Here is a 25,969-nt window from a genome sequence, read left to right on the forward strand (position 1 = left end):
TCCCTGCACCGGAGTTGACCAGTGAAACGCCTCCTGCCCAGAATCCGTAGGTTCTCCCTGACCAGGAACGCGGCCCTGTTCCTGGTGACAGCCGTCCTGCTCGCGGCGAGCTACGGGCTGACCCTGCAGCTCAGGCACCGTACCGACCAGCCGGAGGCAGCACCGGCATCACAGATATCGCAGACCTCACAGGCATCGCGGATATCACAGGCATCGCAGGGTGCCGGAATCCGGACCAGGACCGGCCCGCTGCGCTTCGAGCGGATCGGCAACCCCGCTCGCACGGTCGCCCGCGACCGGCACGGCGCCGTCATCGCCACGTTCACCGAGGGTGCCCGTACGGCCGTACTGACAGGGCCCGGCAGGACCTTCGCGGAGCCGCGTACGACGGATGCCAAGGTCGTCACCAAGAGCTGGGTACGGCTGCTGCCCAAGCCATGGACCCGTGACGCCGAGCGGAGCGGCTGGTTCAGGACCTGGCTCAACTCCCGGCTCGGCAGCCGCGATCCCGACATCCTCGCCACGGCCTTCGACTACGTCGCAGGTGCCCCGGTCCGGACGACGGCAACGGGAGTCAAATACAGCGGTGCCGCTCACTACACACCCAACACCCCCAGCGATTCCAAGCGTGCCGGGCAGGGGAAGCCGAAGCCGCGCACGGGCTCGGACTTCTACGACTACCTGGGCATCTCCTGGACCTTCCCCGACACGGTCACCCGCAGCGCCGAGAAGGACCGCGCGCGCTCCGTCGACAGCTCCGGCTATGTCCGGCTGGTGTACGGATACCGCTCGGGGTTCCCGCTGAACAGCAGGGACAGCGGGGCGGGCAGCGGGCTGCAGCGGACCCCCGACGCGATCGCCCGCGGGCGGTTCGGCGTACCCGTGATCCCCCCGACCGACCGCCGCCCCGCCGTCATCCAGCAGCTCCAGCCCGGCGACCTGGTGTTCTTCACGACACGGGAGCTGACCGGCGGACGGATCGGCCACGTCGGTATCTACCTCGGCCTGGACACCGCCGACCACCCGCGCTTCATCTCCAGCCGGAAGAACGCGGGCGGCCCCACCATGGGTGACAAGGGCGGCGCCTCGCGGCTCGACGGTGTCGGCTACTACGCACAGGGGCTGCGCGCGGCCCGCCGCCTCTGACCGCGCTCCGGCCGGGTCGAGGCCTCGGTTCCCGCGGATCCGCTGATAGGTAGGTGCATTCGACGCGGTCGTCGGGGCGGGGGAGCGGCGAGGTGGTGACCGACCACTCCCCAAGGCGCCGCCGTCCTACGGCGGGCTGCCGTGTCCCACACCTCGTCGTACAGGTCGCCGAGGTGTGGGTGCGGGCGGCGTACAGGGTGTGCCCGCCGGGTCCTTCAGGAGGGCCGGTTCCGGCCGGCCCTTTCGGTGCTGGTGCAAGCTCCGGCGGCGATCTGCCGGAGCCAGGCGTAAGGGCCGGTGCCGCCTGCCGGGCGTCGTCCGCTGTACCGTCTGCGTGTGCTCACGCCGGTCGACGCCCTTGTTGAGGTCCCGGTGGGGCGGTTGCTGGTCTGTTCCGAGTTCTGAAGCGGATTCAAATGATCTCTGTCCTGATTGTGATCACCACGATGGTGGCCGGGTGGTCGCTGGTCGCCGGTCGGCTGGAGCAGCGGCATGTGCGGGCTCCTCTGGTGCTGGTGCTCGCGGGCGTGGTCACGGGGGTGTTCACCCACAGCCATATCGCTGTCACCCTGAACTCCGAGGTGGCTCAGCATGTGGCCGAGGTCATCCTGGCCGTCCTGCTGTTCGTCGACGCCACCGAGCTGCCGGGCGGGCGACTGTTCGGCAACGACCCCGGCTCCGCCGCGCGGGCACTGCTGGTGGCCCTGCCGCTGAGCCTGATCACGATGGTGCTGCTGGGAATGCTGCTGCTGCCCGGGCTGCCGGTGGCGCTGCTGCTGCTCATCGCGTGCATCGTCGTCCCGACGGACTTCGCTCCGGCCGAGACGCTGGTCCGCGACCGGCGTATCCCGGCGAAGGTGCGCAGCGTGCTCAACGTGGAGGGCGGCTACAACGACGGCATCGTCTCGCCCGTCTTCCTGTTCGCACTGATCCTCGTCGGCACCAACTCCGTCACCCGCACGCCCATGCAGGCCCTCGGCACGGCCGTGCCGTTCGCGCTGAAGGCCCTCGTGGTCGGCTTCGTGGTGGGGGCGCTGGTGGCGTGGCTGATCAATATGGCCGACCGCGCGGAGTGGATGACGGAGCAGTCCCGGCGCATCATCGTGCTGGTCACACCGCTGCTCGCCTACACCGTGACCACGGCGATGGACGGCAATGGCTTCGTGGCCTCGTTCGTGTGCGGGATCGCCTTCCGCTACGTCAGGCAGGCGCCGGTCCGCCGACGGGGCGCTTCGGCTCCCCACGCCTCGGACTTCCAGCTCATCGAGGACACCAACTCGATGGCGACGATGTGCATGTGGTTCTTCTTCGGCAACGCCGTGGTGCTTGCCATGGAGGAGGGCGTCCACTGGCCCACCGTCGTGCTCTGCGTCGCAGCGCTCACCGTCGTGCGCATCCTTCCGATCATGTTCGCCTTCCTCGGCTCGACGTTCACCTGGCGGGAACGGCTCATGGTCGGCGCGCTCGGACCACGCGGCACCACCTCCATCGTGTTCGGCCTGCTCGCGTTCAACGCTCTGCCGGACGGGCGGTACGCCGACACCGCCCTGTACGCCATGACCCTGACGGTGCTCGGCAGCGTTCTGCTCCACGGCGGCGGCTCGGTGGTCATCGCCCGGTCCCTGACCGGTCCGCCCCCGTCGGCAGCCGGCGGCCCTGGCACCCCGGTGACCGACGAGCCGGACTCATCGGTCGTCGCCAGGCGGAGTTGATGTGCCTGGCGGTGCTGCGATGTCCTGCGGTGCTGCCGTGCTGGTTGGCGCGTCCGCCTCTCGGCCCCGACGGCTCCTACCCCAGGCCGGTCTTCTCCAGCCACTCGGCGGGGGTGGACCCGACAGTCGCCGGATGTGCGGGGAGCGGCCCGGCGTCCAGGCTTGGAGGCATGACACAACACGTTCTTGACAAGGCGCCCGAGACCACCCTCGGGGCGTCGGCCGACATCGCCGTGCCAGGCCGTGACGTCACACCTGGCAGAGGCGGGTTGCTGGAACTTCTCGGCCTGACGCTGGTGGCGGGCGCCGGTGTCCTGTTCGTCGTCCGTCCTGAGTTCTACGAGGCAGGGGTGCACCTCTTCGCCACGCGAGCGGCCTCACTGGTCCACTGAGCCGGCGATCGGAGATCTCCTCCGGTGCGGGCGACTCCGCAGGGGTTCGGGGGCGACGGCGCCGTCCTTGATCTCGATGAAGCCGAGGGCCAGGCTCCGGCTCCGCCCGCTGCCTTCCCCTTCGCCGGCTCCTGTTGCTCCGGTTTCACGGTGGGCAGGCGGTCCCGGCCACTTGGCGGGGGTGCCGCCGACGATCGCCGGACGGTCGAAGAAGGTTCCGGGTTTCCAGGTGGTGGCATGACACACCGTGCGCACGAGAGGGAGCTCGACCCCGTCCGCCGGTCTCTGTCCGGCCGTTGTGCGCCCTGAACTTTGCGATGACGTTGTGCACACGCTCGCCACGAGGGTCGTCGAGCCCGTTGAGCCGACGCCCCCCAAGGCCCCCGTGCGGGCCGGTGCCCGCAGCCGCTGACGCGGTGCGCGGCCGACCACGTAGGAAAGGAATCCTGTGAACACCGCATCCGCCCCGGAGGCGACGGGTGCCGAGTCCCTGCGCGCCCGCGAGACGCTCACGGCGCTGTACGGGTACGTCCGTCCGCACCGCTGGGCCGTCACGCTCGGTCTGTTGTGCGCGCTGGCCGGGGCCGCCGGGGGGCTGCTGCAGCCGCTGGCCACGAAGACCCTGGTCGACCGGCTCTCGTCCGGTGGCACGATCGGTACCGTCCTGCTGGCCATGACCGTCGTGGTACTGCTGAGCATGGTGGCCGAGGCGTTCGGTGCCTATGTGCTGGAACGGACGGCGGAGTCGGTGGTGCTCGCCGCTCGGCGCAGCCTCATCGGACGGATGCTGCGGCTGCGCCTTGCGGAGGTGGACCGGATGCAGCCGGGCGATCTGATGTCCCGGGTGACCTCCGACACCACGCTGTTGCGGGCGGTCAGCACCCAGGCGCTGGTCTCCGCGGCGACCGGAGCGGTGACGCTGGTCGCGGCGGTCGTGGTGATGGCGTTCCTCGATGCCGTCCTGCTCGCTGTCACGCTCGCCGTGGTCGCGGTGCTCGGCGTGGGCGTCGCGCTGGTGATGCCGAAGATCGGGCAGGCCACCGAGCGCTCCCAGGCGGCTGTCGGGGAGATGTCCACCGGCCTGGAGCGGGTCTTCGGCGCGTTCCGTACGGTGAAGGCGTCCGGCGCCGAGGAGCGGGAGACCGCTCGCGTGGAGGCGGCGGCGCGCAGGGCATGGCGCCATGGTGTGCGCAGCGCGAAGTGGGAAGCCGTGATGGGGTCGGCGGACAACCTCGCCGTGGAGCTGGCGTTCCTCGCGGTACTCGCCGTCGGCGGGGCGCGGGTGGCGTCCGGGGCGATGCCCGTGTCCACGCTCATCGCGTTCCTGCTGTACCTCTTCTTCCTGATGGAGCCGGTGTACAAGCTGGTCGACGCAGCGTCCCACTACCAGGAGGGCGCGGCCGCGATCGCCCGGATCACGCAGCTGGACGGCCTGGCGACGGAGCCGCACAACCCGCACCGGCCTGTGCGGCCCGCGGAAACAGCGGCGGTGCGGCCGCGTCCGGCGTCGGTCCGCTTCGAGGAGGTGTCCTTCCGGTACGGCCCCGGGCTGCCGGACATCCACCAGCGGGTGGACTTCGAGGTGCCGGGCGGCGGGATGACGGCCTTCGTCGGCCCCTCGGGAGCGGGCAAGTCGACCCTCTTCGCGCTCGTCGAGCGGTTCTACGAAGCAACCGGCGGCCGCGTCCTGGTCGACGGCACGGACGTGACTCGGTGGCCGCTGTCCGAGCTGCGGTCCGTCATCGGGTACGTCGAGCAGGACGCCCCGGTGCTGGCCGGAACACTGCGGGAGAACCTGGTCTTCGCCGCGCCCGGCGCGACCGACGACGACATCCGCGAGGTCCTCTCCCGGACCAGGCTCGACACCCTCGTCGAGCGTCTCCCGCACGGCCTGGACACCCCGGTCGGGCACCGCGGCACGAAACTGTCCGGCGGCGAGCGTCAGCGCATCGCGATCGCCCGCGCGCTGCTGCGCAGGCCCCGGCTGCTGCTCCTGGACGAGGCGACCTCGCAGCTCGACGCCGTCAACGAGCTGGCGCTGCGGGACGTCATCGCCGATACGGCACGCGAGACCACCGTTCTCGTGGTGGCCCATCGCCTGTCGACGGTCACGGACGCCGACCGCATCGTCGTCATGGACGCGGGCAGGGTCCGCGCGGTCGGCACCCACGAGGAGCTGGTGGCCAGGGACGAGCTGTACGCGCAGCTCGCGGCGACCCAGCTCCTGACCCCGGCGGGGGGCGTCAGGAACTGACGCCATCGAAGGCCGCGGCCCGGAGCCCAGGGGGCAGCCCCCCGGCCGCGCGCACGGACGGGAAACCGGCGGGTGTCCCGACGGTCGGTTCACGTTCGCCTGGGGCGTTCGCTTGTGGAGCTCCCATGGACGGCTGGTCATCCACCACACCGCGCCCGATGGCGAGCGCTTTGTGAGCTCGGAGCTCTCGGGGGCGCCGGGTGCGATGGAGATGGTGCTCCGTCCGGTACGTCGGTCCGGCCGGCGCAGGCGAAGGCTCCCTGCTGTGCTGGAGGCCTTCGCCTGCGGACGACAGGTCAGCCCATGCCCTGGAGGCGCCAGATCTGGTTCTTCTTCCAGGTCAGGTCGGTCGCCGGGTCGCAGGTCCACTGGTGGAGGAGGGCGCCGGGTGCGGTCGAGATCCCGCTGACGTCCACGCACTTGCCGCTGTGGACGGCGGCCAGCTGGTCGTCCTTGCCGTTGCCGAGCGCGGTGACGGGCTTGAGGGTGAACATCTGGTTCGTGGTGCCGCTGCAGGTCCACTGGATGACGGCGGCACCGTCGGCCGTGGAAGCGCCGAGACGTCCAGGCACTTATCGCTGTGCTCGTTCACGACGGTGTAGGTGTTCGCCCGGCCCATGGACGGCGGGTCGGCGCCAGGCGGAGCTGACATCGATCGGCCAGGACCACAGCCGAAGCCCGCAAGGGCGATCCCCTTGCGGGCGGGCAGACCGTTCAGGCCGGGAGGGGCATGAAGCCGAGCCACCCCGACCGGACCTCACCGGATGGACTTGGCGGGCTTGGTGGCGACGTTGAGCAGATGCCCCAGGGGGCCGCGGCGGAAGAAACGGGACCAGATGGTGGCGAACACGATCGCCCCGAGGACGTACATGAGCAGGGGCACCCATGACTGCTGGGTGCCCGTCCCGGCGGGCGGGGACAGCACGGACTGTGCGAGGAAGTGGCCGACGTAGGCGGTCAGGGACATGGTGCCCACGGCGATGACCGGTTTGGCCAGGCGGCGCAGTCGCGGCAGGCGGTCGATGAGCACCGTCGCGCCCACGATCACGAGGATCGCGACGCCCACGCTGCCGATGATGTCGAACGTGGTGCCGGTGTGCGGCCCGGCGGACAACAATTCCGTGAACCGGCGCTGGGGCTCGATGGACCCGCTGCCCATGGACGCCGCCCCGGATCCACTGGACGGCGCCACGTCCTCCGCTGTGCTCCTCAACGCGTTCTTGCCCGCCAGCAGCAGGGACAGGCCGTAGGCCCCTACGACGAGGCCGGCGCCGAGCGCCGCCAGGCGCCGCTGGACGGAAGGCGCCGACAGGTCCATGCGACCCAGCGCCATGCCGGCGATCACGAACGGCATCCACGTGAGCGCCGGGTAGAAACCGGTGAGCAGCAGATCGAGCACTCCCACCTCGCTGAGGTGGCGGAGCGGGTCGTAGGAGTTGATGCTCTGCTGGACGGACTCGCTCAGCCCCAGGGTCAGGACGAACGCCAACTGCGGCATGACGAGCGCGAGCCCCGCCGCGATCATCGCGAGGGCCCCCGCGCTCAGTCGCACCAGGGGCAGCGCGAGCAGGAAGTAGACGCCGTAGAAGCCGAGGATGATCACTCCCCCGTACTCCATCGCCATCACGGTGCCCAGCGCCAGCAGGATCACGGCGCGGATCGCGATCCGGGCCTTCGCCTGCCGGCCGGCCAGTCCGGTCCTAGGCTCGAAGCGGCCTGCGATCAGCATCAGCGAGAACCCTGCGAGGGTGGCGAACAGGACCGACGAGTGGCCGTCGGCCATGTACCGGACCCAGCTGCCGACGCCGTGTGTGGCCGACAGCGGCGGACCGATGTGCACGACGTACATACCGAACACGGCCAGCGCGCGGGCCAGGTCCACCCCGACCAGGCGTCCCATTGAGGGGCCGCCGGGGGCCTGCCCGGCGGATTCGGGCGAGGTTCGGGGCCGTGGAGGGGAGTTCTCCTGCGGAGTCGGTGTCTCCTGGGGCGGCTGTATCTGTGTCATGCGCAAAATCCTTCGGTGCCGTCTGGAGGCGGACCATCCGGCAGGCTTCGGTAACGCCCCCGCCGACCGGCCGGGGCCACCCCGCCGACCGGCGGAACGGCGCCGCGGCGGCCGACCGGCGGGCCCGAACGGCCAACTGCCCTATTTGATGGCGGCGTTGGCCACCACGACCGCAAGGCCGAGCAACGCGTCCACTGTGCCGATCTTCAAGGCGGAGCCCCAGGTGCGGCCTGCGGCGCGGGCCGCGAGCAGGCCCCAGGCGAACAGCAGCACCACATTCACGGCGAAGGCGACGTACTCGATGCCCGCCGCGGGCCACCACCCCCAGGCCGCGCCGAGCAGCAGGACCAGTGTCGGCACCGTCGCCACCACCAACGGCCACTCGGACAGCAACAGCCGCACCGCGGCGCGCACACCGTGATGGGTCCGGTCGCCGCGCAGGGCGATCAGATGTGCGTAACCGTGCGCCAAGGCCGATGCGACGGCCGTGACCAGGAGCCACTGGGCGCTGCTGAACCGCTCGGCGGGCGCCGTCCCACCCTGCTCCGTCAGGGCGGCCACCATGGAGCTGGCCAGCACCGCCCCGTACACGCCCCCGAACAGTACATGGGGCCGCGCCGCAGAGCGGCGCAGAGCACGGACAGGCTGACGCAGGCACAGGCGGGGCATGGCTGGGTGGTCCTCTGACGGTACGGAAATCGACTGCGGCCCGCCGACTCGGGAGGGCCCACGGACCGATCGCACCGGACGAGAACCACGGGCACCATCCGCCGAGCCTCGCCCACCCGCCCGCCGACGGGCCGGAGCGCTCCCCCCGACCGGCTGGAACCGGCCTGCCGGGTGGCGGGTGTCCACAGCGGCCGCACCGTCCCGCGCCCTGCTGGACGTACTGTCGACAGCAGGCGATCACCGTACGTGAACGTGGACCCCGATACGGGATGCACGGGTCGCCGCGAAGCTGGACAGAGCAGACGAGTGTGAGGCGGAACGCCGGTGATCCGGGTAGTGGTGGTGGACGACGAGGCGCTGGTGCGCTCCGGGTTCGAGCTGATCCTGAACGCCTCTGACGGCATCCAGGTCGTGGCCACCGCGGAAGGAGCGCAGGCCGCCGACGTGATCCGGCGCGAGCACCCGGACGTCGTGCTCCTCGACATCCGCATGCCGGACGTGGACGGCCTGACCGTCCTGAGGGAGATCCAGACGCTGCCCGAGCCGCCGACGGTGGCCATGCTGACCACCTTCGACACCGACGAGTACATCCTGACCGCGCTGCGCTCGGGAGCCGCGGGCTTCCTGCTCAAGGACACCGAGCCCGAACAACTCGCCCAACTCGTACGCACCCTGGCCGCGGGCGGGGTGGTGATGTCCCCGAAGGCCTCGCGGGCTCTGCTGCGCGGCCATCCGGGGGCGGGCGCGCCCCGGGACGCGGACGTGGCGCGGGTGAATCTGCTCAGCGACCGCGAACGTGACGTCCTCGTCCTGATCGCGGAAGGACTGTCCAACGTCGACATCGGCGCCCGCATCCATCTGAGCGCGGGCACCGTCAAGGACCATGTCAGCTCGATCCTGACCAAGCTCCGCGTCTCCAGCCGCGTCCAGGCGGCGCTCCTCGCGGAGCGGGCCGGACTGCTCAGCGACGACGGCGCCAACACGGCACAGGACAACGGGCGATGAGCACGGGACAGGCGCTGTGGCGGCGCGTGCCGCCCTGGGCCGTCAACGCGGGCCTCGTCGTGCTCGCCGCGCTCGACGCCTCGATCAACCTCTACGGCGAGGCCACACCGTTCATGTGGGCCTGCACCGCTCTCGGCTGCGCCGGACTGTTCCTGCGCAGGCGCTTTCCACTGGCCGTGTTCCTGCTGACCCTGCCCATGACCCTGCTCATGGACGTGGCGGTCGCGCCGATCGCCGCCCTGTACACACTGGCCACGCACACCCGCAACCGCCCGCTGCTGGCCGGCTGCGCCCTGCTGAACGCGGCGGCGGGCACCCTCGCTTGGCCACTGTCCGGCTCGTTTTCCGGCGACCAGACCTGGACGCTCATCCAGTTCGTCTACACCCTGGCCACGGCCTTCGCCCCGATCCTGTTCGGCCAGCTCGTCCAGGCCAGGCACGACGTGGCCCGCCAGCTCGTCGAGGTCGAAGTGGCCCGCGAACACGAACGCGCCCTGTACGCCCAGACCGTCCTCGCCCGCGAACGCGCCCAACTGGCCCGCGAGATGCACGACGTGGTCTCCCACCAGGTCAGCCTCATCGCCGTACAGGCCGGAGCCCTGCAGGTCGCCGCCAAGGACCCCGACGCCCGCGACGCCGCCCGCACCATCCGCACCCTGAGCGTGAACACCCTCGACGAACTCCGCCACATGGTCACCCTGCTGCGCGCCTCCGGCGGCAAGGAAACCGAGCTCACCCCTCAGCCCACCCTGGCCGACCTCCAGCAGCTGATCGCCAACAGCGGCATCGAGACCACCCTGACCGGCGGGCTCCCGCCCGGCATCAGCACCACCGCCCAACGCACCGTCTACCGCATGGTCCAGGAAGCCCTCACCAACGTACGCAAGCACGCCCCCGGCGCCCGCGCCGAAGTGCACCTGTGGCACGACGCTCAGCACTTCGGCGTCACCGTCACCAACGCCGCCCCCACCCGCCCGTCCGTCCCCCTGCCCAGCGCGCAGCACGGCCTGATCGGCCTGAGGGAACGCGCCGAACTGCTCGACGGCACCCTCACCGCCGAAACCACCTCGCAGGGCGGATACAAGATCGAACTACGGGCCCGCGCTCGGCCCGCCTGAGAGCCACCCGCCCGACGCGGGTCGGCGCTGCCTCGCGGAACGCGACCTGGGCCCCGTACCTCCAGCAGATCCTGGTGAGGCGCCCCCGGTCGAGTACCGGCGAGGCAGGTGTTGCCGGGCCGGCCACCGGTCCGCGGCGAGGACCCGCACGTCCCGGGCCCCAGGTGCACCGGCGCCCCCATGCGGACCGGCGTGCCGTCGAGGACGTCGGTCAGCTCCACGGGGGACCGGACCTCGGTGGGCGATCAGCTCCAGCGCCGTCCTTGAGGCCGCCGAGGAAGGCGGAGGTCAGGGCCGTGTGCCGGCGGTGTCGTCGAGGGAGAAGGAGTATCCGAACTGCTGGTACGGGGTCCAGTCGGCCGGGCCGGCGTCGGTCCCGTCGGCGTAGGTGGTCTCCATGTGGCCGGCATCGCCGTGGAACCGGGTGGGGACGGGGACGGCGGCCGTGAAAGTTCCTCCCTCGGTCGCGGCAACCTTTGTGTGCGTGGCGGCAACTGGCTGGTATCCGGGGCCGAGACCAAGGCCCGCTGCGACAGAAGGGCACGCCGTTGCCAGATCAGCACCGCTTTCATCGCCGCCGTCCGGCAAGCCGCCGCGTGCTCGCCGCCGCACTGGTTCTCGCCGCCGCGGCTGCTGCCGTACCGCTGGTCGCCCAGGCCGCACGCACCTCGCAGGCCGGCACGCCGACGGTGGTCGCCGATGCAGCGGCAGGCAGCGGCCGCTACTTCGGCACCGCCGTGCCCGCCGGGAAGCTCGGCGACTCGACGTATTCCACGATTCTCGACCGGGAATTCAACATGATCACCCCGGAGAACGAGATGAAGTGGGACACCACCGAACCGTCCCGCGGCACCTTCAACTTCGGACCCGCCGACCAGATCGTCGGCCACGCCACCGCGCACGGCCAGCGGATGCGCGGCCACACCCTGGTCTGGCACTCCCAACTGCCCAGCTGGGTCAGCTCCATCACCGACGCGAACACCCTGCGCAGCGTGATGAAGAACCACATCACCACCGAGATGACCCACTACAAGGGCAAGATCTACGCCTGGGACGTGGTCAACGAAGCGTTCGCCGACGGCGGCAGTGGCCAGCACCGGAGCTCCGTGTTCCAGAACGTGCTCGGCAACGGCTTCATCGAGGAGGCGTTCCGCACCGCCCGCGCGGCCGACCCGGCGGCCAAGCTCTGCTACAACGACTACAACATCGAGAACTGGACCGACGCCAAGACGCAGGGCGTCTACGCGATGGTCAAGGACTTCAAGTCCCGTGGTGTGCCCATCGACTGCGTCGGTTTCCAGAGCCACTTCGGCGCCGACGGCCCGCCGGCCAGCTTCCAGACCACACTGTCGAACTTCGCCGCGCTCGGCGTCGACGTACAGATCACCGAGCTCGACATCGCCCAGGCGTCGCCGACGGCGTACACCAACGCCGTCAAGGCGTGCATGAACGTTGCTCGCTGCACGGGCATCACGGTGTGGGGCATCCGCGACAGCGACTCCTGGCGCAGCGGGGACAACCCCCTGCTGTTCGACCGCAACGGCAACAAGAAGCCCGCCTACAGCGCGGTGCTCACCGCCCTGGGCGGCGGCAGCAGCGGCGGCGGCACGCCTGGCGTGGGCCTCACCTCCGGCACCGTCTACACGCTCTCCAACGTGGCCGCCGGACGCGTTCTCGACGAGCCCGCGGGACAGAACGGCAACGGCACCCCGCTCCAGGTGTGGGACGCCAGCGGTGCCGCCAACCAGCAGTGGCGGGCCGGCCGCAACAGCGACGGCTCCTACACGCTGACCAACGTCGCCAGCGGCCGGGTACTGGACGAGCCGGGCAACCGGACGGGCAACGGGACGGGGATGACGGTCTGGGACTCCAACGGCGGCGCCAACCAGCACTGGCGGGCCGGCCGCAACAGTGACGGCTCCTACACGCTGACCAACGTCGCCAGCGGCCGGGCGCTGGAGCTCCCCGGCGGTCGGACCGCCAACGGCACTCCCGTCCAGATCTGGGACTCGAACGGCGGCGCCGCCAACCAGCACTGGAACTTCAGGACGTCGACGTCGGCCCCGGCAACGCCCACGCGGACGAGCGCCGCGTGTGCTCTTCCGTCGACGTACCGGTGGAGCTCGACCGGTGCGCTGGCGCAGCCGGCGAACGGGTGGGACGCGGTGAAGGACTTCACCACCGTGACGTACAACGGCAAGCACCTGGTCTACGCGTCGAGCGTGAAGGGATCGTCGTACGGCTCGATGGCGTTCAAGCCCTTCACGAACTGGTCGGACATGGCGTCGGCCGGCCAGACCGGGATGAGCCAGGGCGCGGTGGCGCCCCAGTTGTTCTACTTCGCGCCCAAGAACATCTGGGTGCTGGTGTCCCAGTGGGGTGCCTCGCCCTTCACCTACCGCACGTCCAGCGACCCCACTAACCCCAACGGCTGGTCCGCGCAGCAGTCGCTGTTCACCGGCAGCCTCCCCACCGGCGCCCCGATCGACCCGACCCTGATCGCCGACGGCCAGAACATGTACCTGTTCTTCGCCAATGACAAGGGCAGCATCTTCAAGTCGACCATGCCGATCGGGAACTTCCCGGGCAGCTTCGGCTCGTCGTACACCACGGTCATGACCGACACGGAGAAGAACCTGTTCGAGGCGCCGCAGGTCTACAAGGTCCAGGGCCAGAACCAGTACCTGATGATCGTCGAGGCGCGGGGTGCGAACGAGCAGCGCTTCTTCCGCTCGTTCACGGCCTCCAGTCTGAGCGGTTCGTGGACCCCGCAGGCCGCCAGCGAGAGCAATCCCTTCGCGGGCAAGGCCAACAGCGGTGCCACCTGGACCAACGACATCAGCCACGGTGACCTGGTCCGCAACAACCCCGACCAGACCATGACCATCGACCCCTGCAACCTGCAGTTCCTCTACCAGGGCAAGTCCCCCACCGCGAGCGGCCCCTACGACCAACTGCCGTGGCGGCCGGGCGTGCTGACCCTGCAGCACTGACCCGCCTGATCCACGGTGACCGCGATCGGGTGCGGTTCGCCGACACGTGGACGAGCGGTCTACGGCGTAGGCGGACTCCACCTGCTGACCGATACTCACCGCATCGAGGACCCCAGCCGCACATCGGCTGGGGTCCTCCCTCTTGTGGGGACTTCTCCTGGTTCCCGATCACTCTGCTTTCGCGCGCGCCCGGTCGATGGCCACGGCCGCCTTGTCCACGTCCGTCACCGGACTCCGGCGCCTTGCGAACTCAGGGCGTGAGCACGAACCGGATGGGGTCGCCGATCTTCTTCTCGAGCCGCGAGACAGGGTCGGCCGCCTCCGCCGGCGGGACGTGTGCGGTGATGGAGGGCGACAGGTCGATCCGTCCGGCGGACGTCGGATCGATGACATGCCGCACCAATCCAGCATGACCCGCGCCCGGTCGGACGGCGCCTGTCCGACTTTGAAGGGCGGCGTCGGCATTCTTCGCGGCCGAGCTCGACCGGCCACCAAGACGCCTCGTAAAGTTCATCGGGAGTTCACGAAGGTATTCGGAGGTCGAGCCGATCTGGCCGTGCGCTGTCCATCTCCGCAGAATTGATGGACCGGATTAACCTCCAGCGCCTGCGATTCTGCAATCGGCGCCATTCGACCCGTCGCACAAGAGGCGTACTACTACGTTCAACACCAGCCCCAACCGGCAGTCTGGCTTAACCCGTAGGGCCTCCGGTGTCCCCGGAGCGGTTCAGCTCGTGCAGGCGGCTGGCCTGCCCACGAGGTGAAGCACCGTCCAGTTGATCACTCAATGAAAGGCTACCAGTGAGTCCGGTGAGCAATTCCCGGCCGGTCGAGGCTTTCTGAGGGTTGCACGCGTCGTTGTGGCCGTAACTTAATCGGCTCCCGCATCCAAGTCCGCGTCATTCTTGCTAGATTGACGCCCTATCCTCCGAGACGAAGTCGGGCAGATCCCGCCGCGACGGAGGATGAATTCCCCCATGCCTTGACCAAGGCTTTATTGGATGCCCGGCAACCGCTCGGGCTGAGTTCGCTGCTTCCCCCACGTCTCACGCCATGCCTTCCGGCATCCAACCCCCCCCCCGACAACTGGAAAGTGCACGTAAGTGATGAGATCCCTTCAGCGTTTCGGTCCCCCCCTGGCCATCTCTGCCATGGCGATTGTGCTGAGCACGCCCGGACTGGCCGCCGCCGACGAGGCGACCAACTCCAAGGACACCACGTACTACATCTCGCTCGGTGACTCCCTGGCCTCCGGCTACCAGCCGGACGTCGACAAGGACACCGACGTCGCCTACACCGACCAGCTCTACACGCAGCTCAAGCAGCGCACCCCCGGACTGAAGCACATACGCCTCGGCTGCACCGCTGAGACCACCGAGTCGCTGATCAAGGGCGGGAAGTGCGACTACCCGCACGCCAAGTCCCAACTGGACGCCGCCCTGCAGGCCATGGCCCAGCACCACGGCAAGGTCGCCTACGTGACCCTCAGCGTGGGCGCGAACGACATCCTCCTCAACTGCGTCAGCCCGGCCGGCGCCCTCGACGGGGCGTGCCTGAACAGCCGTAGCCAGACCATGGCGAAGAACCTCGCCCAGATCGCGGGCGCGCTCAGCAAGGCGGGCACGAACAACACCCAGTTCGTGGGCTCGACTTACCACAACCCGTTCCTGGGGGCCTGGATGCTGGGCGCCCAGGGGCAGCAGGCCGCCAAGGAGTCGGCACCCCTCGTCGCGGCCGCGAACACGGGGATCACCCAGGTGTACAAGTCCACCGGCTTCAAGGTGGCGGACGTGGCCGGGGCCTTCTCCTCGGACGACTTCACCACCCAGGTGAACGTGCCCGGCGCGGGCGAGGTGCCGGCGAACGTGGCCAAGATCTGCCAGCTGACCTGGGCGTGCACGAAGAAGGACCCGCACCCCAACGCCGACGGCCACAAGGTGATCGCGGGCGCCTTCGCGGCGGTGCTCGCCGCGAGCGACGCGCCCGGTGGGGGTGCGTCCCCGACCCCCGGCGCGCCGGCCACGCCCGGTGCGGGAGAGTCCCCGACCCCCAGCAATTCCGCCACGCCCGGTTCCGGCACGGGGGCGAACAGCCCGACCGCGAACGGAGATCTCGCCGAGACCGGTGCGTCGAGCAGCACTCCCGTCCTCGCGGGTGCCGGTCTCGCGGTCGCGGCGGTCGGCACGGCCGCGGTCTACTTCGCGCGCAGGCGCCGTACGGGCCAGGAGAACTGACGGACAGTCAGTAGGTCGAACCCAAGCAGCAGGCCGCTCGCGATGTCGCGGGCGGCCTGCTCGGCTCGGCTACGGGCGGCCGGGTGCACTCCAGCCACCCCGGGGACCGTGCCCCGCAAGCTCACCGACGTGGAGCGTCAGCCGCTGACGAAAGCGGTCCGCCCAGGTGGGGCCGTCCTGAACGGATGGGCGGTCACCGGGGCGGGGGAGGCCTCCGTGTGCACGGGCCTCTGGTCGTGTTCCTTCGGGCCTCTATGCCTCAGTGCCCGGCAGGGTCGCCGAGGCCGGCCGTTTCAGTCCCGTTTCAGTGCTCGGGACACTGGCTTCGCACAGAGTTTCGCGGCCGGGGGAGGCAGGTGCCCACCCTCGCGTGGGCACCTGCCTCCCGGTCGTCACAGCCGGGACGCCTAACCCTGCCGCAGGACCGCCGCGAAGGCGCCGGCGATCACCGAGTGGCCGGGGGCGTTCGGGTGGGGGTCCTGCTTGGTGCAGGCCCAGGTCAGCTGGCAGATCTTGGCCACGTTCGCGGGAACCTCGCCGTAACCGGGCACATCGACGGGGGTGAAGTCGTTCGAGCCGAAGGCTCCGGCCACGTCGGCGACCTTGAAGCCGGCGGCGGCGTACACCTGCGACAGGGCCGCGTTCTCGGCATTGGTCAGGGACACCGATCCCTTGGCGGTCTCCTGCCCAGCCTCGCCGCGCAGCCACTGCGCCAGGAACGGGTTGTAGTACGTCATGCCCGCGAACTTGGTGTTCTGGGCACCCGCCGCGCGCAGTGCCTGGGTGATCTGGGCGAGGTTCTGGGGGATGGCCTGGGTGGCGCGGTTGACGCAGGCCTGGTCGAACGCGCCGGTGGTCTTGCTGACGCACTCCAGGATGTCGTTGGCGCCGATGTCGACGGTGACGTAGCTGACGTGGCCGCCGTGCTCGGCGAGGGCCTTGACCGCGGCGTCCAGCTGGGACTGGGCGTTCGGGTAGGAGCAGGTGCCGCCCTTGATCAGCGATGCGGAGGTCTCGCCGTCGCAGCCGAGGCGGATGTGCTTCAGTCCCGGCTGGTACTGCTTGAGCTGGGCGTAGAGCTGGTCGGAGTAGGCGGCGTCCGTGTCGTGGTTCACGTCCGGCTGGTAGCCGGCGGCTATCGAGTCGCCGATCGAGATGTAGTACGTGGTGTCGTCGCCGCCGTTCCACGGGCAGGCGGCGGCCATGCCGGGCGCGCTCAGCACGACCGCCATTGCGGCGGCGACGAGTTGGGGTGCCTTGTGCGTACGCATCAGTTGCGTGTGCTCTCTCTTCGGTTCTGTGGAGGGGGGTTGGCTCAGCGGGCCCGGTGGCCTGCCCGGTACACCGCACGGGTGTCGGTGACGGCGGACGCGGCGTCGATCGGGGAGCTGCCGAGCACGAGGAGGTCGGCGTCGGAGCCGGGGCGCAGGACGCCCTGGTGTCCGGCCCGGCCGACCACATCGGCTGCCTGGCTGGGCGCGGACCGCAGTACGTCACGGTTCGACACGCCCAACTCGGCCAAGGGGTTCGGGGTGTGGGGGTGGCCACCGTGAGGTTTCTCGGAGCCGATGCCGGCGTTGGTTCCGGGAACGACCCGGGCGCCCGGGACGACGATCTCGGCGATGGCGTCCGCCATGGCCGCCCTACGCGCGACGACGACCGGAAGAGCCGACATGGTGCCGGGCCCGGTGCCGCGCACCGTGCCCACCGTGCGACCGGCGAACGTGCCTCGCCGCACGGCCTCGTCCGGCATCCTGGCGCAGGCCGGTGCCTTCGGGGGTGAACCATGTCCTGCCCATAGCGCATGCAACGCGCTGGGTATCACTGTCGAACTCCGAGAAACCGAAAGGTGGGGGTGACAAGCTCAGTCGTTTCTGGGCGAGATCAACTCTGGCCGCCGCTGTGTGCTTTGGGAACGCGAAATCGCCGATGACGGGCATAGATGGGATCGATACCGCCGCGGAGGTCGGTTTCCGAGGGTGTGATCAGTTGTGCGGTGTGCCGGTGGGTACGGTCGGCGCCGTGCTCGCGGCGAGGATTCGACCGGCCTCGGCCGCGGTCCTGCGCAACCAGACGTGTGCGGGGTCGTCTTCGTGCAGGGGATGCCACCACAGGGAATACACCAACCGCCCTCCGCCGAAGGGCAGTTCGACCACGACCGTGCCGCTGTCGGGGGGAAACAGGCGGGTGGCGCTTTCGGGGACCACGCCGACCCGGTCGGTTCCCGCGATCAGGTACGGCATGGTGAGGAAGTTCTCGATGGCGATCTCGACCCGCGGTTCGATGCCGTGGGCGTGCAGCCCGTGCAGGGGCGAGAAGCCGCACGACGGGAGGTAGTAGGGCAGTATCCAGGGGCGGGTGGCGAGTTCCTCCGGAGTCGGCGGCGCGGAGGCGACGGTGCCTTCCGCCAGGACGCACACCCAGCGGTCCTCGTACAGATCGATGCCGGGGACGTTCGCCAGCAGGCCCTGCGGCAGCACCATGCCGTCGACGAGGCGCAGATGCTCCTGGGCGCCGCGCACGAGGTGCGGGCTGTTGTGCTGGAACCGCAACATCACCCCCGGCGCCGCCTCGTGCACCAGGGAGGTCAGGACGCGCCCGAAGGTGGCGAGCTGGACGTCGGTCACGATCAGGGTGAACTCGCGCTCGGCGATGGCGGGGTCGAAGTCGGGGCGGGTGCCGAAGACCCGGTTGGCCGAGTCGAGGGTCCGTTTGGCGTGCGGGGCCAGGCGCTCGGCCAGCGCGGTGAGTTCGTACTGGTTGCCCACCCTGGTGAGCAGCTCGTCGCCGAAGTGGCGGCGCAGCCGGGCCAGTGCGGCACTGACGGTGGGCTGGCTCAGACCGAGCCGCTGGGCGGCACGCGTCACACTGCGCTCCTGCAGCAGGGCGCCCAAGGGCACCAGCAGGTTCAGATCCACACCCATGGCGCCAGCCTCCGCGACGACATCGTCGTTGTCCGGGTCAGCATAAATGATCCCATGTTTCCGAAAGTCAGCCGAACGGGGTCTCTCTGTGGGCGTATGCCTTTCCCCGGCCCGGCCCTGTCCTCGGTCGACGTCCCGTCGGTACGGCGTGAGCAGATCCGCCCGGCACGTCATCACCGGCATCCCCGGACCTTCGTCCCACATGAGACGCCGGAACCCTGGTGGCGGACAGCAGACGGTCGATGAACCGGTCGCGCTCGGCCGGGTCGCGGCAGAGGGCGTAGAGCTCTTCGAACTCGTCGAGCGGGACGTGCGCACTTGCCGCGCACGGGTTCCTGTGCCGTCGGCACCGGCGCGGAGGCCGACGGCCCGGGTCCCACGCCGCGGGTGGGCGGGGATGCTGCCGGGCCGTCGGACGCCGGACGCGGCAGGGGTTCACCTGGCGTGCGAACCCCTGCTTCGGCGCATGCGGAGCACCAGCACGGAGCCGGCGGCGAGGGCCAGCAGGCCACCGAGGGCGCTGTAGGTGACGGCGTTGCCCATCCCGGTGGAAGCCAGGTCGCCGGCCGTGTCGCTCTGGGCCGGCCGCCCGACGGGTACGCCCGCTGCCGACGCCTGCGCTCGGGTGCCGATCATGCCTGAGGCGGCGGCTACCGGCGCAGCGGCGGCCGGAGTGGGAGCGGGAGACGGGGCGTCGGCGCGGGAGGCCGCCGACGCGGGCTTCAGCTGGAGCGTCGTGATCGAGTACGGGGGCAGCGTCTGTGCGGCCGCCGTTCCCCGCGCCGCCGTGGCCAGGGCCTTTCCGCCCTTGGTGTACGAAACGGTCCTGACGGTTCCCTGGGCCGGGGTGTATCCCCTGTAGGAGAGCGACACCTGTGCCGCGTTCTGCGGGTTCTTGTTGATCAGCATGACGTTCAGACCGCCGTTGGCGGCGCGCACCGCGTGCACGGCGACCGACCGGTTGGCCGAGGACGCCTTGACCATGGTGTCGCCGGGCCGCGCGAGTGCGGTCAGCGAGCGGATGCCCCAGTAGGTGGAGAAGGGCGTTTCGCGGGCCGGCTCGCAGGTCCCGCCGGAGCAGCCTCCGACGGAGAGCAGGCCGCCGTCCTGGTAATCGGTCTCGCCGTTGACCGTGGTGGGCTTGCCTATGCCGTTGTGCAGGTCCCACCAGTCGACGCCGACGGCCCCCTGCTCGAGCCAGTTCATGTACGTGTCCGGCGCGAACAGCGCCGCGGCCTGGCTGGTCTGCGCCACCGAGGTGGCAGTGGAGGTCTCGGTGACCGCGATCTTCACCGAGGCGGCGTGCGAGCCGGCGTATTTGTTGATCAGCGAGCGCACCGCGGAGGTGGTGCCGGCGATCTTGGCGGGGGAGTTCAGCAGGTCCGCCGTGCTGGAACCGCCCGGGTACCAGTGGATGATCGCGAAGTCGATCGACTTGCCGGCGATGGACAGCACCGTGTTGTTCCAGTCGGCGTCGTCGCCGGAGGTCTTCACCCCGTCCGGCCAGGAGCCCGGAGTGTTGAGCACCGCCCCGATCTTCACCTTCGGGTCCACGGCCTTCATCGCCTTCGCGTAGGCGAGGACGTTCTTCGCGTACTCCCTCGGGCCCCTGTCGGCGTGGTTGTCGATCTCCCATTTGGCGCCGTAGTACCCGTTGCCGGAGACCTCGTTGCCGATCTCCCAGTACTTCACGCCGTAGCCCTTGTCGACGTTGGCGTACTTGACCCAGTCGGCGGCCTCCTGGGCCGTGCCGGAACCGTAGTTGGCGGTGATGATCGGCTGGGCGCCGACCTTCCTCGCGGTGGCCATGAAGTGGTCGAAGTCGGTGCCCGGCGCGGCCCAGCTGCCGCCGGTGACGGTGTGGGTCTTCCAGTGGTAGGCGTCCGCGACCGAGCCGCCGGGGAAGCGCAACTGCCGGACCCCGGCCGCCTTCATCAGCGACGCCGCCGAGGGATCGTTCATGTAGGTGTCGTAGACCGCGGTGTTGAGGCCGACCCCGGTGCTGGGCACCGTGCCCAGCGAGGTTCCTGCGTCGACGGTGACGGCGACGGCCGGCGAGGCGTCCGCGCTGAGCGCCAGGGCGCCCGCGCCGGCCCCGGCCACCAGGGCCGCCACCGCCCCCGCCACGATGCGGCGGCGCGTTCGGCTACGGCGGTGCGTACGGTCCCGAGGCGTCGGCTGCTCGGTGGTTGTCGGGTCGTCAGGTGACACGTCGTGGCTCCCGGTCGGAGTGCGTGAATACGGGGGCGTAGCGCAGCTGACTGCGTTCGCCGTGGTCGGTGCACCCCTAGGTGGCCGGGCGGAGCGGAAAGGTTGCCGCATCCATCGATCCTTTTTCAGATCTCGCCGTGCCCTGATGCCGAGCAGGGCGATGGCCGCCCGCGGCGCGCGGAACCGGATCGGCCGGGCAGTCCCGCTCGGCTGCGCGGGCACGCGAGGCGGTGCTCGTGTTCTCGTGCCCGCGCAGGCGGTGCGGGCCGCCCAGGGTGCGGGTACCGGGGAGTCGCGTGCCTCGCGTCACAGCGGATGCCAGGCCGCCCCCTTCCCGTGCGGTCGTACCCGGCCGAAGACCACGTCCGCGAAGTGGATGCCGAAGCCGAGGGTGTCCGGGCGCAGGAGTTCGGTGATCAGGCGGCGGCGGTGGCGCTCGGACTGGGCGGGGTCGGCGTCGGAGATCGCGGACCACTCGGGGTGCCGTATCTGGAGGGAGGAGAGCAGGGCGTCACCGAAGGCGAGCAGGCGCGTGCCGTGGGAGGCGATGACGAAGCCGGTGTGGCCCGCGGTGTGGCCGGGCAGGGCCAGCGCGTGGACACCGGGGAAGATCTCGTCGTCGGCGAGCACCAGCTGTGTCCGGGGTTCGAGGGCCGCCACCGCGGGGTCGCGGTGGTCCCACTCGGCCTTGGGGATCATGAAGGTGGCCCGGGTGAACAGGGGCGGCTCGGCGCAGGCCCAGCCGATGTGGTCGGAGTGGAGGTGGGTGAAGGCCACCGTCTCGATGTCCTCCGGCGACCGCCCGAGCAGGGCCAGATTGCCGGGCAGCGAACCGCCGTGCACGGCGCCCCGGTAGGGGTGGGCGGGGTCCTCCGGCACTGCGTGCGGGCCGAACCCGGTATCGATCAGCAGGGCCCGCGTGCCGAGCTCGACGAGCAGGCCGCCGGTGTTGGCGACCAGCCTGCGGGTGTCGTTGAGGTAGGCGCCGTATCTGCTCCAGTGGTGATCGACGGCCGCGGGCAGACTGCCGGTCGGCTTCAGCAGCATCGCCCCGTCGGGCACATAGCTGACCTTCAGTTCACCCACGCGCAGGGTGCGCACGGCGGAGGGCCTGCGCAGTCGGCTGTCGTTCATGGACGGTTTCCTCGCAGTCGGCGAAGGCGCGCGGCGCGGCTCGGACGACGGGGGCGGCGCGGCCGTCCGCCGAGTGGAGGCGGACGGCCGCGCCAGGTGCGCGGACGGTGCCGGCGGGCGGTGCCGTGTGCCGGACACGGGACGGCCTACGCCGTGGTCCGCTTGCGCAGTACGGCGCCGACGAGCAGGGCACCGGCGAGGGCGACGACGCCGGCCGTGACCATGCCCGCGTGCAGTCCGCCCAGGATGTCGGCGCGGGACGGGGTGGCACCCGAGGCGAGGGCGCTCGTGCGGGCGGCGGCGATCGCGCTGAGCCCGGAGACGCCGATCGCGGCCACGTACTGCGGCAGCTGCGACAGCCCGCCGACGACGCCCTGGTCCTCCTCGGTGACGCCGGTGGTCATCACGGTGATGAAGGAGACGACGCTGAAGACGTGGCCGAGGCCCATGACGGAGGAGGTGACGAGCAGGGCGGCCAGGTTCACGTCCTGGGGCAGGGCGAACATGGCCACCGTGCCGACGCCCTGGATGAGCAGGCCCGCGGCCAGCACCTTCACCCCGCCGAACCGGCCGAGCAGGCGGGCGACGTACATGCCGCCGAGAGTGGCGGCGGCGCCCTCGCCGAGGTAGCTCAGACCGGCCTGGAGGGCGGTGAAGCCCAGCACGTCCTGCATGTACAGGCTCAGCAGCACGGTCGTGCCGGCGCACATGCCGAAGGTGATGACACCGAACAGCCCCGACCACTTCACGGACGGCCGGTTCAGCACGGACAGCGGCACCAGCGGCTCCGGGTGGCGCCGCTCGACCAGCAGGAACGCGACCAGCAGCAGCAGGCCGCCGACGATCGGGCCGAGCGCCGCGGGCTGGGTCCAGCCCTCGTCACCGCCGGTGGAGATGCCGTAGACCAGGCCGAACAGGCCGAGCGTGGCCAGGATCGCGCCCGGGATGTCCATCCGCCGGGCTGCACCGGACTCGTGGATCGACGGCAGGGCCAGCGCGCCGGCCAGCGCCAGCGCGCCCATCACGCACAGCGCGACCATGGTCCAGCGCCAGCTGAAGCCGTTGGTGATGACACCGCCGCCGAGCGCGCCGAGCACGAAGCCCAGCGACATGACGGCGCCATTGAGGCCCAGGGCGCGGGCGCGCTTGGGGCCTTCCCGGAAGTAGCCGGTCATCAGGGCGATGGCGGACGGGGCGATCATCGCGGCGGCGGTGCCCTGGCCGATGCGGGTGGCGATCAGCACGCCGGGGCTGTTCGCGAGGGCGGCGCCGAGCGAGAACAGGGTGAACACGGCGACGCCGAGGGTGAACAGCCGCTTGCGGCCGATCAGGTCGGCGACCCGGGCGAACAGGGGCAGCAGGCTCGCCGACGGCAGGAGGCTGGCGGTGGCCACCCACTGCAGGGTGCCGGCCGAGGAGAAGCCGAGGGCGGTGCCGATGTCGGGCAGGGCGACGGTGACGATGGAGAAGTCCAGGCCGCACATGAAGGTGGCGCAGCACAGGGTGATCAGCACCAGCCACTCTCGCGCCCCGAAGGTGGCGCTGTCGGCGACGGGCCCCGGTGGTGCGGCGACGTCGTGCGTGGGGTGGGTGGGGGGTGAGGATTCGGTGACGGCCATGAGCGGTCCTTCCTGGCGTTCCAGCTGACCTGATCAGCTTCGAATCCGGGGACCTGCGCAACAAGGACGATCTGTGCAACGATCGATTCGCTGGGCTCATCGTTCGAGGTCGCGGAAATGAGGGGCGCGGGAGATTCGGTGATGGAACGCCAGGAGATCGAGATTTTCCTGACCCTCGCGGAAGAACTGCACTTCGGGCGGACCGCCGAGCGCGTGGGCGTCTCACAGAGCCGGGTCAGCCAGACCATCGCCCGGCTGGAGCGCCGTGTCGGTGCCAAGTTGTTCGACCGCACCAGCCGCCAGGTCACCCTCACGCCCATCGGGGAACAGCTCAGGGACGATCTCGCGCCCGCGTGGCGGGGGGTCGAGGAGGCTGTCGCCAGGGCCATGGCGGCCGGGCGGGGGATCACCGGCTCGCTGCGGATCGGTTTCTCCGGCGCGTTCACGGGCCATCTGCTGCACAGCATCGCTGAGGTGTTCGGACGCCGGTACCCGGGCGTGGACGTGCAGATCCGGCAGGTGCAGATCTCGGACCCCTACGGTCCGCTGCGCGCGGGCGACATCGAGCTCCAGGTCACCGAACCTCCGGTGGCCGAGCCGGATCTGACGCTGGGTCCGGTGCTGGTGTCGCAGTCGAGGGTGCTGCTGATGTCGTCCGCGCACCCGTTCGCGCGGCGCGACGCGGTGAGCGTGGAGGACCTGGCGGAGGCGACGCTGCTGACGGTCGCCGGGAACGTGCCGACGCACTGGCTGGACCACCACTTCCCGCGGCAGACGCCGTCGGGGAGGCCCATCCCGCACGGGCAGGCCATGACGCACTGGGAGGACGCGCTCTCCCTGGTTCTCGCGAGCAAGGGCGTGACACCGGTGGCGGCCGCCGGCGCGCACTACTACAGCCGTCCCGGCCTGGTCTTCAAGCCGTTCACGGACGCCCCGGCCATCGACTACGCCTTCGTCTGGCCCACCGGCCACGAGACGGCCCGGCTACGGGCTTTCGTCCGGGTGGCCATGGATCAGGTCCGCGGGGTGGGCGGCCCGGCGCGGGCCGTGGAGAGCCTGTGGGCGGACGAGGGCCCAGGCGCCTGAGGTGGCCGCGGTGGCGCCCTTGGGTTCTACGGGTCGCTGCCACATCCCTCAGGGCAGGTATGGCAACGACCTGTGGAACCCAAGTCGCCTCGGTGGGGCCGAAGAAGTCGCCGTAACCACGCCTGACGTCGTGGCCGGGCCCGGCGCCGGCGGCGGGGAAGTCGGTGGCGTCGCCGACGGGGACCGGCGCCGCGGCCGCGAAGCCGGGCGGCCAGGCAGGGGGCTGGGGACAGGCCCGGCGAAAAGGCGGCCTCGCACACGGCGTCGCGGCCGACGGGCGGCGGGAGCGCGCCGAAGAGGCGGGCCGATCCACCATGACGTGCGGCCCGCGGCGCCCCTGGGGCCTGTCCGGCGGATCAGGCGGCCTGCAGAGAACGGCGCGTCTTGGCCGAGCCGAGCGGGGGCGAAGGGGAGGGCGCAGCTGCCGGGCGGGAGTCGACGCGGAGCGGTGGGGGCCCGACCTGCGACGCCGGGTCGATCCGCCGGAGGCCCAGGGCCCGGTGACACCGCTGGTGCGGGTCTGCGGGTCTGCGGGTCTGTGGGACCGAGGCCTGGCGTCACTGCAGGGCGCCGGCGCCCGCGGCGGCGAGGTACCGCTGGTCGGGGTGGTCCTGGAGCATCACATGGTGCAGCGTCGTGGTCGACGGTGACGGGGGGATGCCCAGGTCGTCGGTCATACGGCGGTGCAGCGACTGGTAGACCTCCAGGGCCGTCGCACGGCGGCCCGAGGCGTACAGCGCCCGCATCAGCTGGGTGTGCAGGTTCTCGTGGTACGGGTGCTCGTCGACCAGGGCGACGGCCTCCCCGACCGCCTCCTGGAAGCGCCGGCACAGCAGCAGCGCGTCGATCCGTACCTCGCAGGCCGCGAGGTGCGCCTCGTTCAGCACCCGGGCCTGCACGGTGAGCCGGCAGCCGTGCCGGACGTTGCCGAAGGGCGCGCCGCGCCACAGGGCCAGCGCCTCGCCGAGCACCTCGGTGGCGGTGTGCGCCTCGTGCTTCTCCAGTAGCCCGCGGGCCTGGAGGACCAGCTGTTCGAAGCGGGGTCGGTCCCATTCGTCGGGCCGCAGGCGCAGCACGTAGCCGTTGCCGTCGGTGACCAGCCGGTGCTCGGCGATGTCGCGGGCACTGGTACCGGTGCCGGCAGCCAGTGCCTTGCGTATCGCCCCGATGTACGTCTGCAGGGCGGTGGTGGCGGTGCGGGGCGGCTCGCCGTCCCACACCTCGCTCAGCAGTGCCGGCACGGGCACCCGGTGGTTGGCCTTCGCCATGAGCAGGGCGAGCACCTGCCGCTGCTTGGGAGCGCTGGGGGTGACGTCACGCCCCTGCTCGCGGATGTCGATCGGTCCGAGGACACGGAATTCCACAGCCCCTCCTCGAGGTTGGGTGTCACCGCCCGGCGTGGCGCGCGGTGTACGGGCGAACGGATCGGCGGTACCCCGCGTCGCTGCGGGATTCCCGTGGTGC

At 70.7% G+C, this 25,969-nt stretch carries 21 protein-coding genes; 9 read left to right on the forward strand and 12 right to left on the reverse strand.

Features of this window, described 5'->3' with window-relative positions; all coding sequences use genetic code 11:
* Positions 1–21: 21 nt before the first annotated feature.
* The 4 genes from ACYUED_RS23055 to ACYUED_RS23070 all read left to right on the forward strand — a co-directional run bounded on the left by ACYUED_RS23055 (position 22) and on the right by ACYUED_RS23070 (position 5,504).
* Positions 22–1,146, forward strand: a complete 1,125-nt coding sequence (locus ACYUED_RS23055) for an NlpC/P60 family protein (protein ID WP_491284540.1) — start codon at positions 22–24, stop codon at positions 1,144–1,146.
* 416 nt (positions 1,147–1,562) lie between these two features.
* Positions 1,563–2,858, forward strand: a complete 1,296-nt coding sequence (locus tag ACYUED_RS23060) for a cation:proton antiporter (protein WP_491284542.1) — start codon at positions 1,563–1,565, stop codon at positions 2,856–2,858.
* 170 nt (positions 2,859–3,028) lie between these two features.
* Positions 3,029–3,250: a hypothetical protein gene (locus tag ACYUED_RS23065; RefSeq protein WP_491284544.1), complete on the forward strand. Its 222-nt coding sequence runs from the start codon at positions 3,029–3,031 to the stop codon at positions 3,248–3,250.
* A 448-nt stretch (positions 3,251–3,698) separates the two neighbouring features.
* On the forward strand, positions 3,699–5,504 hold the full coding sequence (locus tag ACYUED_RS23070; protein ID WP_491284545.1) for an ABC transporter ATP-binding protein: 1,806 nt from the start codon (positions 3,699–3,701) through the stop codon (positions 5,502–5,504).
* A gap of 296 nt (positions 5,505–5,800) precedes the next feature.
* On the opposite strand, the gene ACYUED_RS23075 is transcribed toward ACYUED_RS23070, so the two are convergent.
* The 3 genes from ACYUED_RS23075 to ACYUED_RS23085 form a co-directional block, all read right to left on the reverse strand.
* Positions 5,801–6,076: an RICIN domain-containing protein gene (locus tag ACYUED_RS23075; protein WP_491284547.1), complete on the reverse strand. Its 276-nt coding sequence runs from the start codon at positions 6,074–6,076 to the stop codon at positions 5,801–5,803.
* A gap of 185 nt (positions 6,077–6,261) precedes the next feature.
* Positions 6,262–7,512: a DUF418 domain-containing protein gene (locus ACYUED_RS23080; protein WP_491284549.1), complete on the reverse strand. Its 1,251-nt coding sequence runs from the start codon at positions 7,510–7,512 to the stop codon at positions 6,262–6,264.
* A gap of 141 nt (positions 7,513–7,653) precedes the next feature.
* On the reverse strand, positions 7,654–8,181 hold the full coding sequence (locus ACYUED_RS23085; protein WP_491284551.1) for a hypothetical protein: 528 nt from the start codon (positions 8,179–8,181) through the stop codon (positions 7,654–7,656).
* Positions 8,182–8,517: 336 nt separating this feature from the next.
* Between ACYUED_RS23085 and ACYUED_RS23090 the strand changes: the two genes are divergently transcribed.
* Both ACYUED_RS23090 and ACYUED_RS23095 read left to right on the forward strand, forming a co-directional pair.
* Entirely contained in the window at positions 8,518–9,186 is a 669-nt protein-coding gene (locus tag ACYUED_RS23090) for a response regulator (protein ID WP_491294385.1), read from the forward strand.
* Positions 9,183–10,304 carry a sensor histidine kinase gene (locus tag ACYUED_RS23095; protein ID WP_491284553.1) on the forward strand — a complete coding sequence of 374 codons (1,122 nt, stop codon included), beginning with the start codon at positions 9,183–9,185 and terminating at the stop codon, positions 10,302–10,304. Before ACYUED_RS23090 ends, ACYUED_RS23095 begins: the two co-directional genes overlap by 4 nt.
* Positions 10,305–10,592: 288 nt before the next feature.
* Here the strand turns inward: ACYUED_RS23095 and ACYUED_RS23100 are convergent, their stop codons facing one another.
* Positions 10,593–10,967 carry a hypothetical protein gene (locus ACYUED_RS23100; protein ID WP_491284555.1) on the reverse strand — a complete coding sequence of 125 codons (375 nt, stop codon included), beginning with the start codon at positions 10,965–10,967 and terminating at the stop codon, positions 10,593–10,595.
* Between ACYUED_RS23100 and ACYUED_RS23105 the strand changes: the two genes are divergently transcribed.
* The gene (locus ACYUED_RS23105; RefSeq protein ID WP_491284557.1) at positions 10,853–13,297 is read left to right on the forward strand and encodes a non-reducing end alpha-L-arabinofuranosidase family hydrolase; all 2,445 of its coding nucleotides are present in this window, start codon (positions 10,853–10,855) and stop codon (positions 13,295–13,297) included. The genes ACYUED_RS23100 and ACYUED_RS23105 overlap by 115 nt on opposite strands.
* Before the next feature lie 250 nt (positions 13,298–13,547).
* Here ACYUED_RS23105 and ACYUED_RS23110 read toward each other — a convergent pair whose 3' ends face one another.
* Positions 13,548–13,697: a hypothetical protein gene (locus tag ACYUED_RS23110; protein ID WP_491284559.1), complete on the reverse strand. Its 150-nt coding sequence runs from the start codon at positions 13,695–13,697 to the stop codon at positions 13,548–13,550.
* Between the two features lie 751 nt (positions 13,698–14,448).
* On the opposite strand from ACYUED_RS23110, the gene ACYUED_RS23115 reads away from it, so the two are divergent.
* Positions 14,449–15,531 (forward strand): SGNH/GDSL hydrolase family protein, encoded by a 1,083-nt coding sequence (locus ACYUED_RS23115; protein ID WP_491284561.1) that lies wholly within the window; start codon positions 14,449–14,451, stop codon positions 15,529–15,531.
* A gap of 407 nt (positions 15,532–15,938) precedes the next feature.
* Here the strand turns inward: ACYUED_RS23115 and ACYUED_RS23120 are convergent, their stop codons facing one another.
* The 6 genes from ACYUED_RS23120 to ACYUED_RS23145 all read right to left on the reverse strand — a co-directional run bounded on the left by ACYUED_RS23120 (position 15,939) and on the right by ACYUED_RS23145 (position 23,419).
* Complete coding sequence (locus ACYUED_RS23120; RefSeq protein ID WP_491284563.1) at positions 15,939–16,802, reverse strand: SGNH/GDSL hydrolase family protein; 864 nt, start codon at positions 16,800–16,802, stop codon at positions 15,939–15,941.
* Positions 16,803–16,846: 44 nt separating this feature from the next.
* Complete coding sequence (locus ACYUED_RS23125; RefSeq protein ID WP_491284565.1) at positions 16,847–17,284, reverse strand: hypothetical protein; 438 nt, start codon at positions 17,282–17,284, stop codon at positions 16,847–16,849.
* A 232-nt stretch (positions 17,285–17,516) separates the two neighbouring features.
* The gene (locus tag ACYUED_RS23130) at positions 17,517–18,455 is read right to left on the reverse strand and encodes a LysR family transcriptional regulator (RefSeq protein WP_491284567.1); all 939 of its coding nucleotides are present in this window, start codon (positions 18,453–18,455) and stop codon (positions 17,517–17,519) included.
* Positions 18,456–18,890: 435 nt separating this feature from the next.
* Positions 18,891–20,666 (reverse strand): LPXTG cell wall anchor domain-containing protein, encoded by a 1,776-nt coding sequence (locus ACYUED_RS23135; protein WP_491284569.1) that lies wholly within the window; start codon positions 20,664–20,666, stop codon positions 18,891–18,893.
* 306 nt (positions 20,667–20,972) lie between these two features.
* Entirely contained in the window at positions 20,973–21,800 is an 828-nt protein-coding gene (locus ACYUED_RS23140) for an MBL fold metallo-hydrolase (protein WP_491284571.1), read from the reverse strand.
* Between the two features lie 146 nt (positions 21,801–21,946).
* Positions 21,947–23,419, reverse strand: a complete 1,473-nt coding sequence (locus tag ACYUED_RS23145; protein WP_491284573.1) for an MFS transporter — start codon at positions 23,417–23,419, stop codon at positions 21,947–21,949.
* A gap of 141 nt (positions 23,420–23,560) precedes the next feature.
* Here ACYUED_RS23145 and ACYUED_RS23150 point away from each other — a divergent pair, with 141 nt between their 5' ends.
* The gene (locus ACYUED_RS23150; RefSeq protein WP_491284575.1) at positions 23,561–24,505 is read left to right on the forward strand and encodes a LysR family transcriptional regulator; all 945 of its coding nucleotides are present in this window, start codon (positions 23,561–23,563) and stop codon (positions 24,503–24,505) included.
* A 557-nt stretch (positions 24,506–25,062) separates the two neighbouring features.
* On the opposite strand, the gene ACYUED_RS23155 is transcribed toward ACYUED_RS23150, so the two are convergent.
* A complete protein-coding gene (locus tag ACYUED_RS23155; RefSeq protein WP_491284577.1) occupies positions 25,063–25,869 on the reverse strand; it encodes an AfsR/SARP family transcriptional regulator in 807 nt (268 codons plus the stop codon).
* Between the last annotated feature and the right edge of the window lie 100 nt (positions 25,870–25,969).

This window comes from Streptomyces sp. DF42 (genome assembly GCF_058267695.1).

What these genes read in the sequence shown, in the direction of transcription:
- ACYUED_RS23060 (WP_491284542.1), top strand. Translation starts at nt 1,563, where the DNA reads ATGATCTCTGTCCTGATTGTGATCACCACGATGGTGGCCGGGTGGTCG.
- ACYUED_RS23065 (WP_491284544.1), top strand. Translation starts at nt 3,029, where the DNA reads ATGACACAACACGTTCTTGACAAGGCGCCCGAGACCACCCTCGGGGCG.
- ACYUED_RS23080 (WP_491284549.1), bottom strand. Translation starts at nt 7,512, where the DNA reads ATGACACAGATACAGCCGCCCCAGGAGACACCGACTCCGCAGGAGAAC.
- ACYUED_RS23085 (WP_491284551.1), bottom strand. Translation starts at nt 8,181, where the DNA reads ATGCCCCGCCTGTGCCTGCGTCAGCCTGTCCGTGCTCTGCGCCGCTCT.
- ACYUED_RS23095 (WP_491284553.1), top strand. Translation starts at nt 9,183, where the DNA reads ATGAGCACGGGACAGGCGCTGTGGCGGCGCGTGCCGCCCTGGGCCGTC.
- ACYUED_RS23115 (WP_491284561.1), top strand. Translation starts at nt 14,449, where the DNA reads ATGGCGATTGTGCTGAGCACGCCCGGACTGGCCGCCGCCGACGAGGCG.
- ACYUED_RS23120 (WP_491284563.1), bottom strand. Translation starts at nt 16,802, where the DNA reads ATGCGTACGCACAAGGCACCCCAACTCGTCGCCGCCGCAATGGCGGTC.
- ACYUED_RS23125 (WP_491284565.1), bottom strand. Translation starts at nt 17,284, where the DNA reads ATGCCGGACGAGGCCGTGCGGCGAGGCACGTTCGCCGGTCGCACGGTG.
- ACYUED_RS23130 (WP_491284567.1), bottom strand. Translation starts at nt 18,455, where the DNA reads ATGGGTGTGGATCTGAACCTGCTGGTGCCCTTGGGCGCCCTGCTGCAG.
- ACYUED_RS23140 (WP_491284571.1), bottom strand. Translation starts at nt 21,800, where the DNA reads ATGAACGACAGCCGACTGCGCAGGCCCTCCGCCGTGCGCACCCTGCGC.
- ACYUED_RS23145 (WP_491284573.1), bottom strand. Translation starts at nt 23,419, where the DNA reads ATGGCCGTCACCGAATCCTCACCCCCCACCCACCCCACGCACGACGTC.
- ACYUED_RS23150 (WP_491284575.1), top strand. Translation starts at nt 23,561, where the DNA reads ATGGAACGCCAGGAGATCGAGATTTTCCTGACCCTCGCGGAAGAACTG.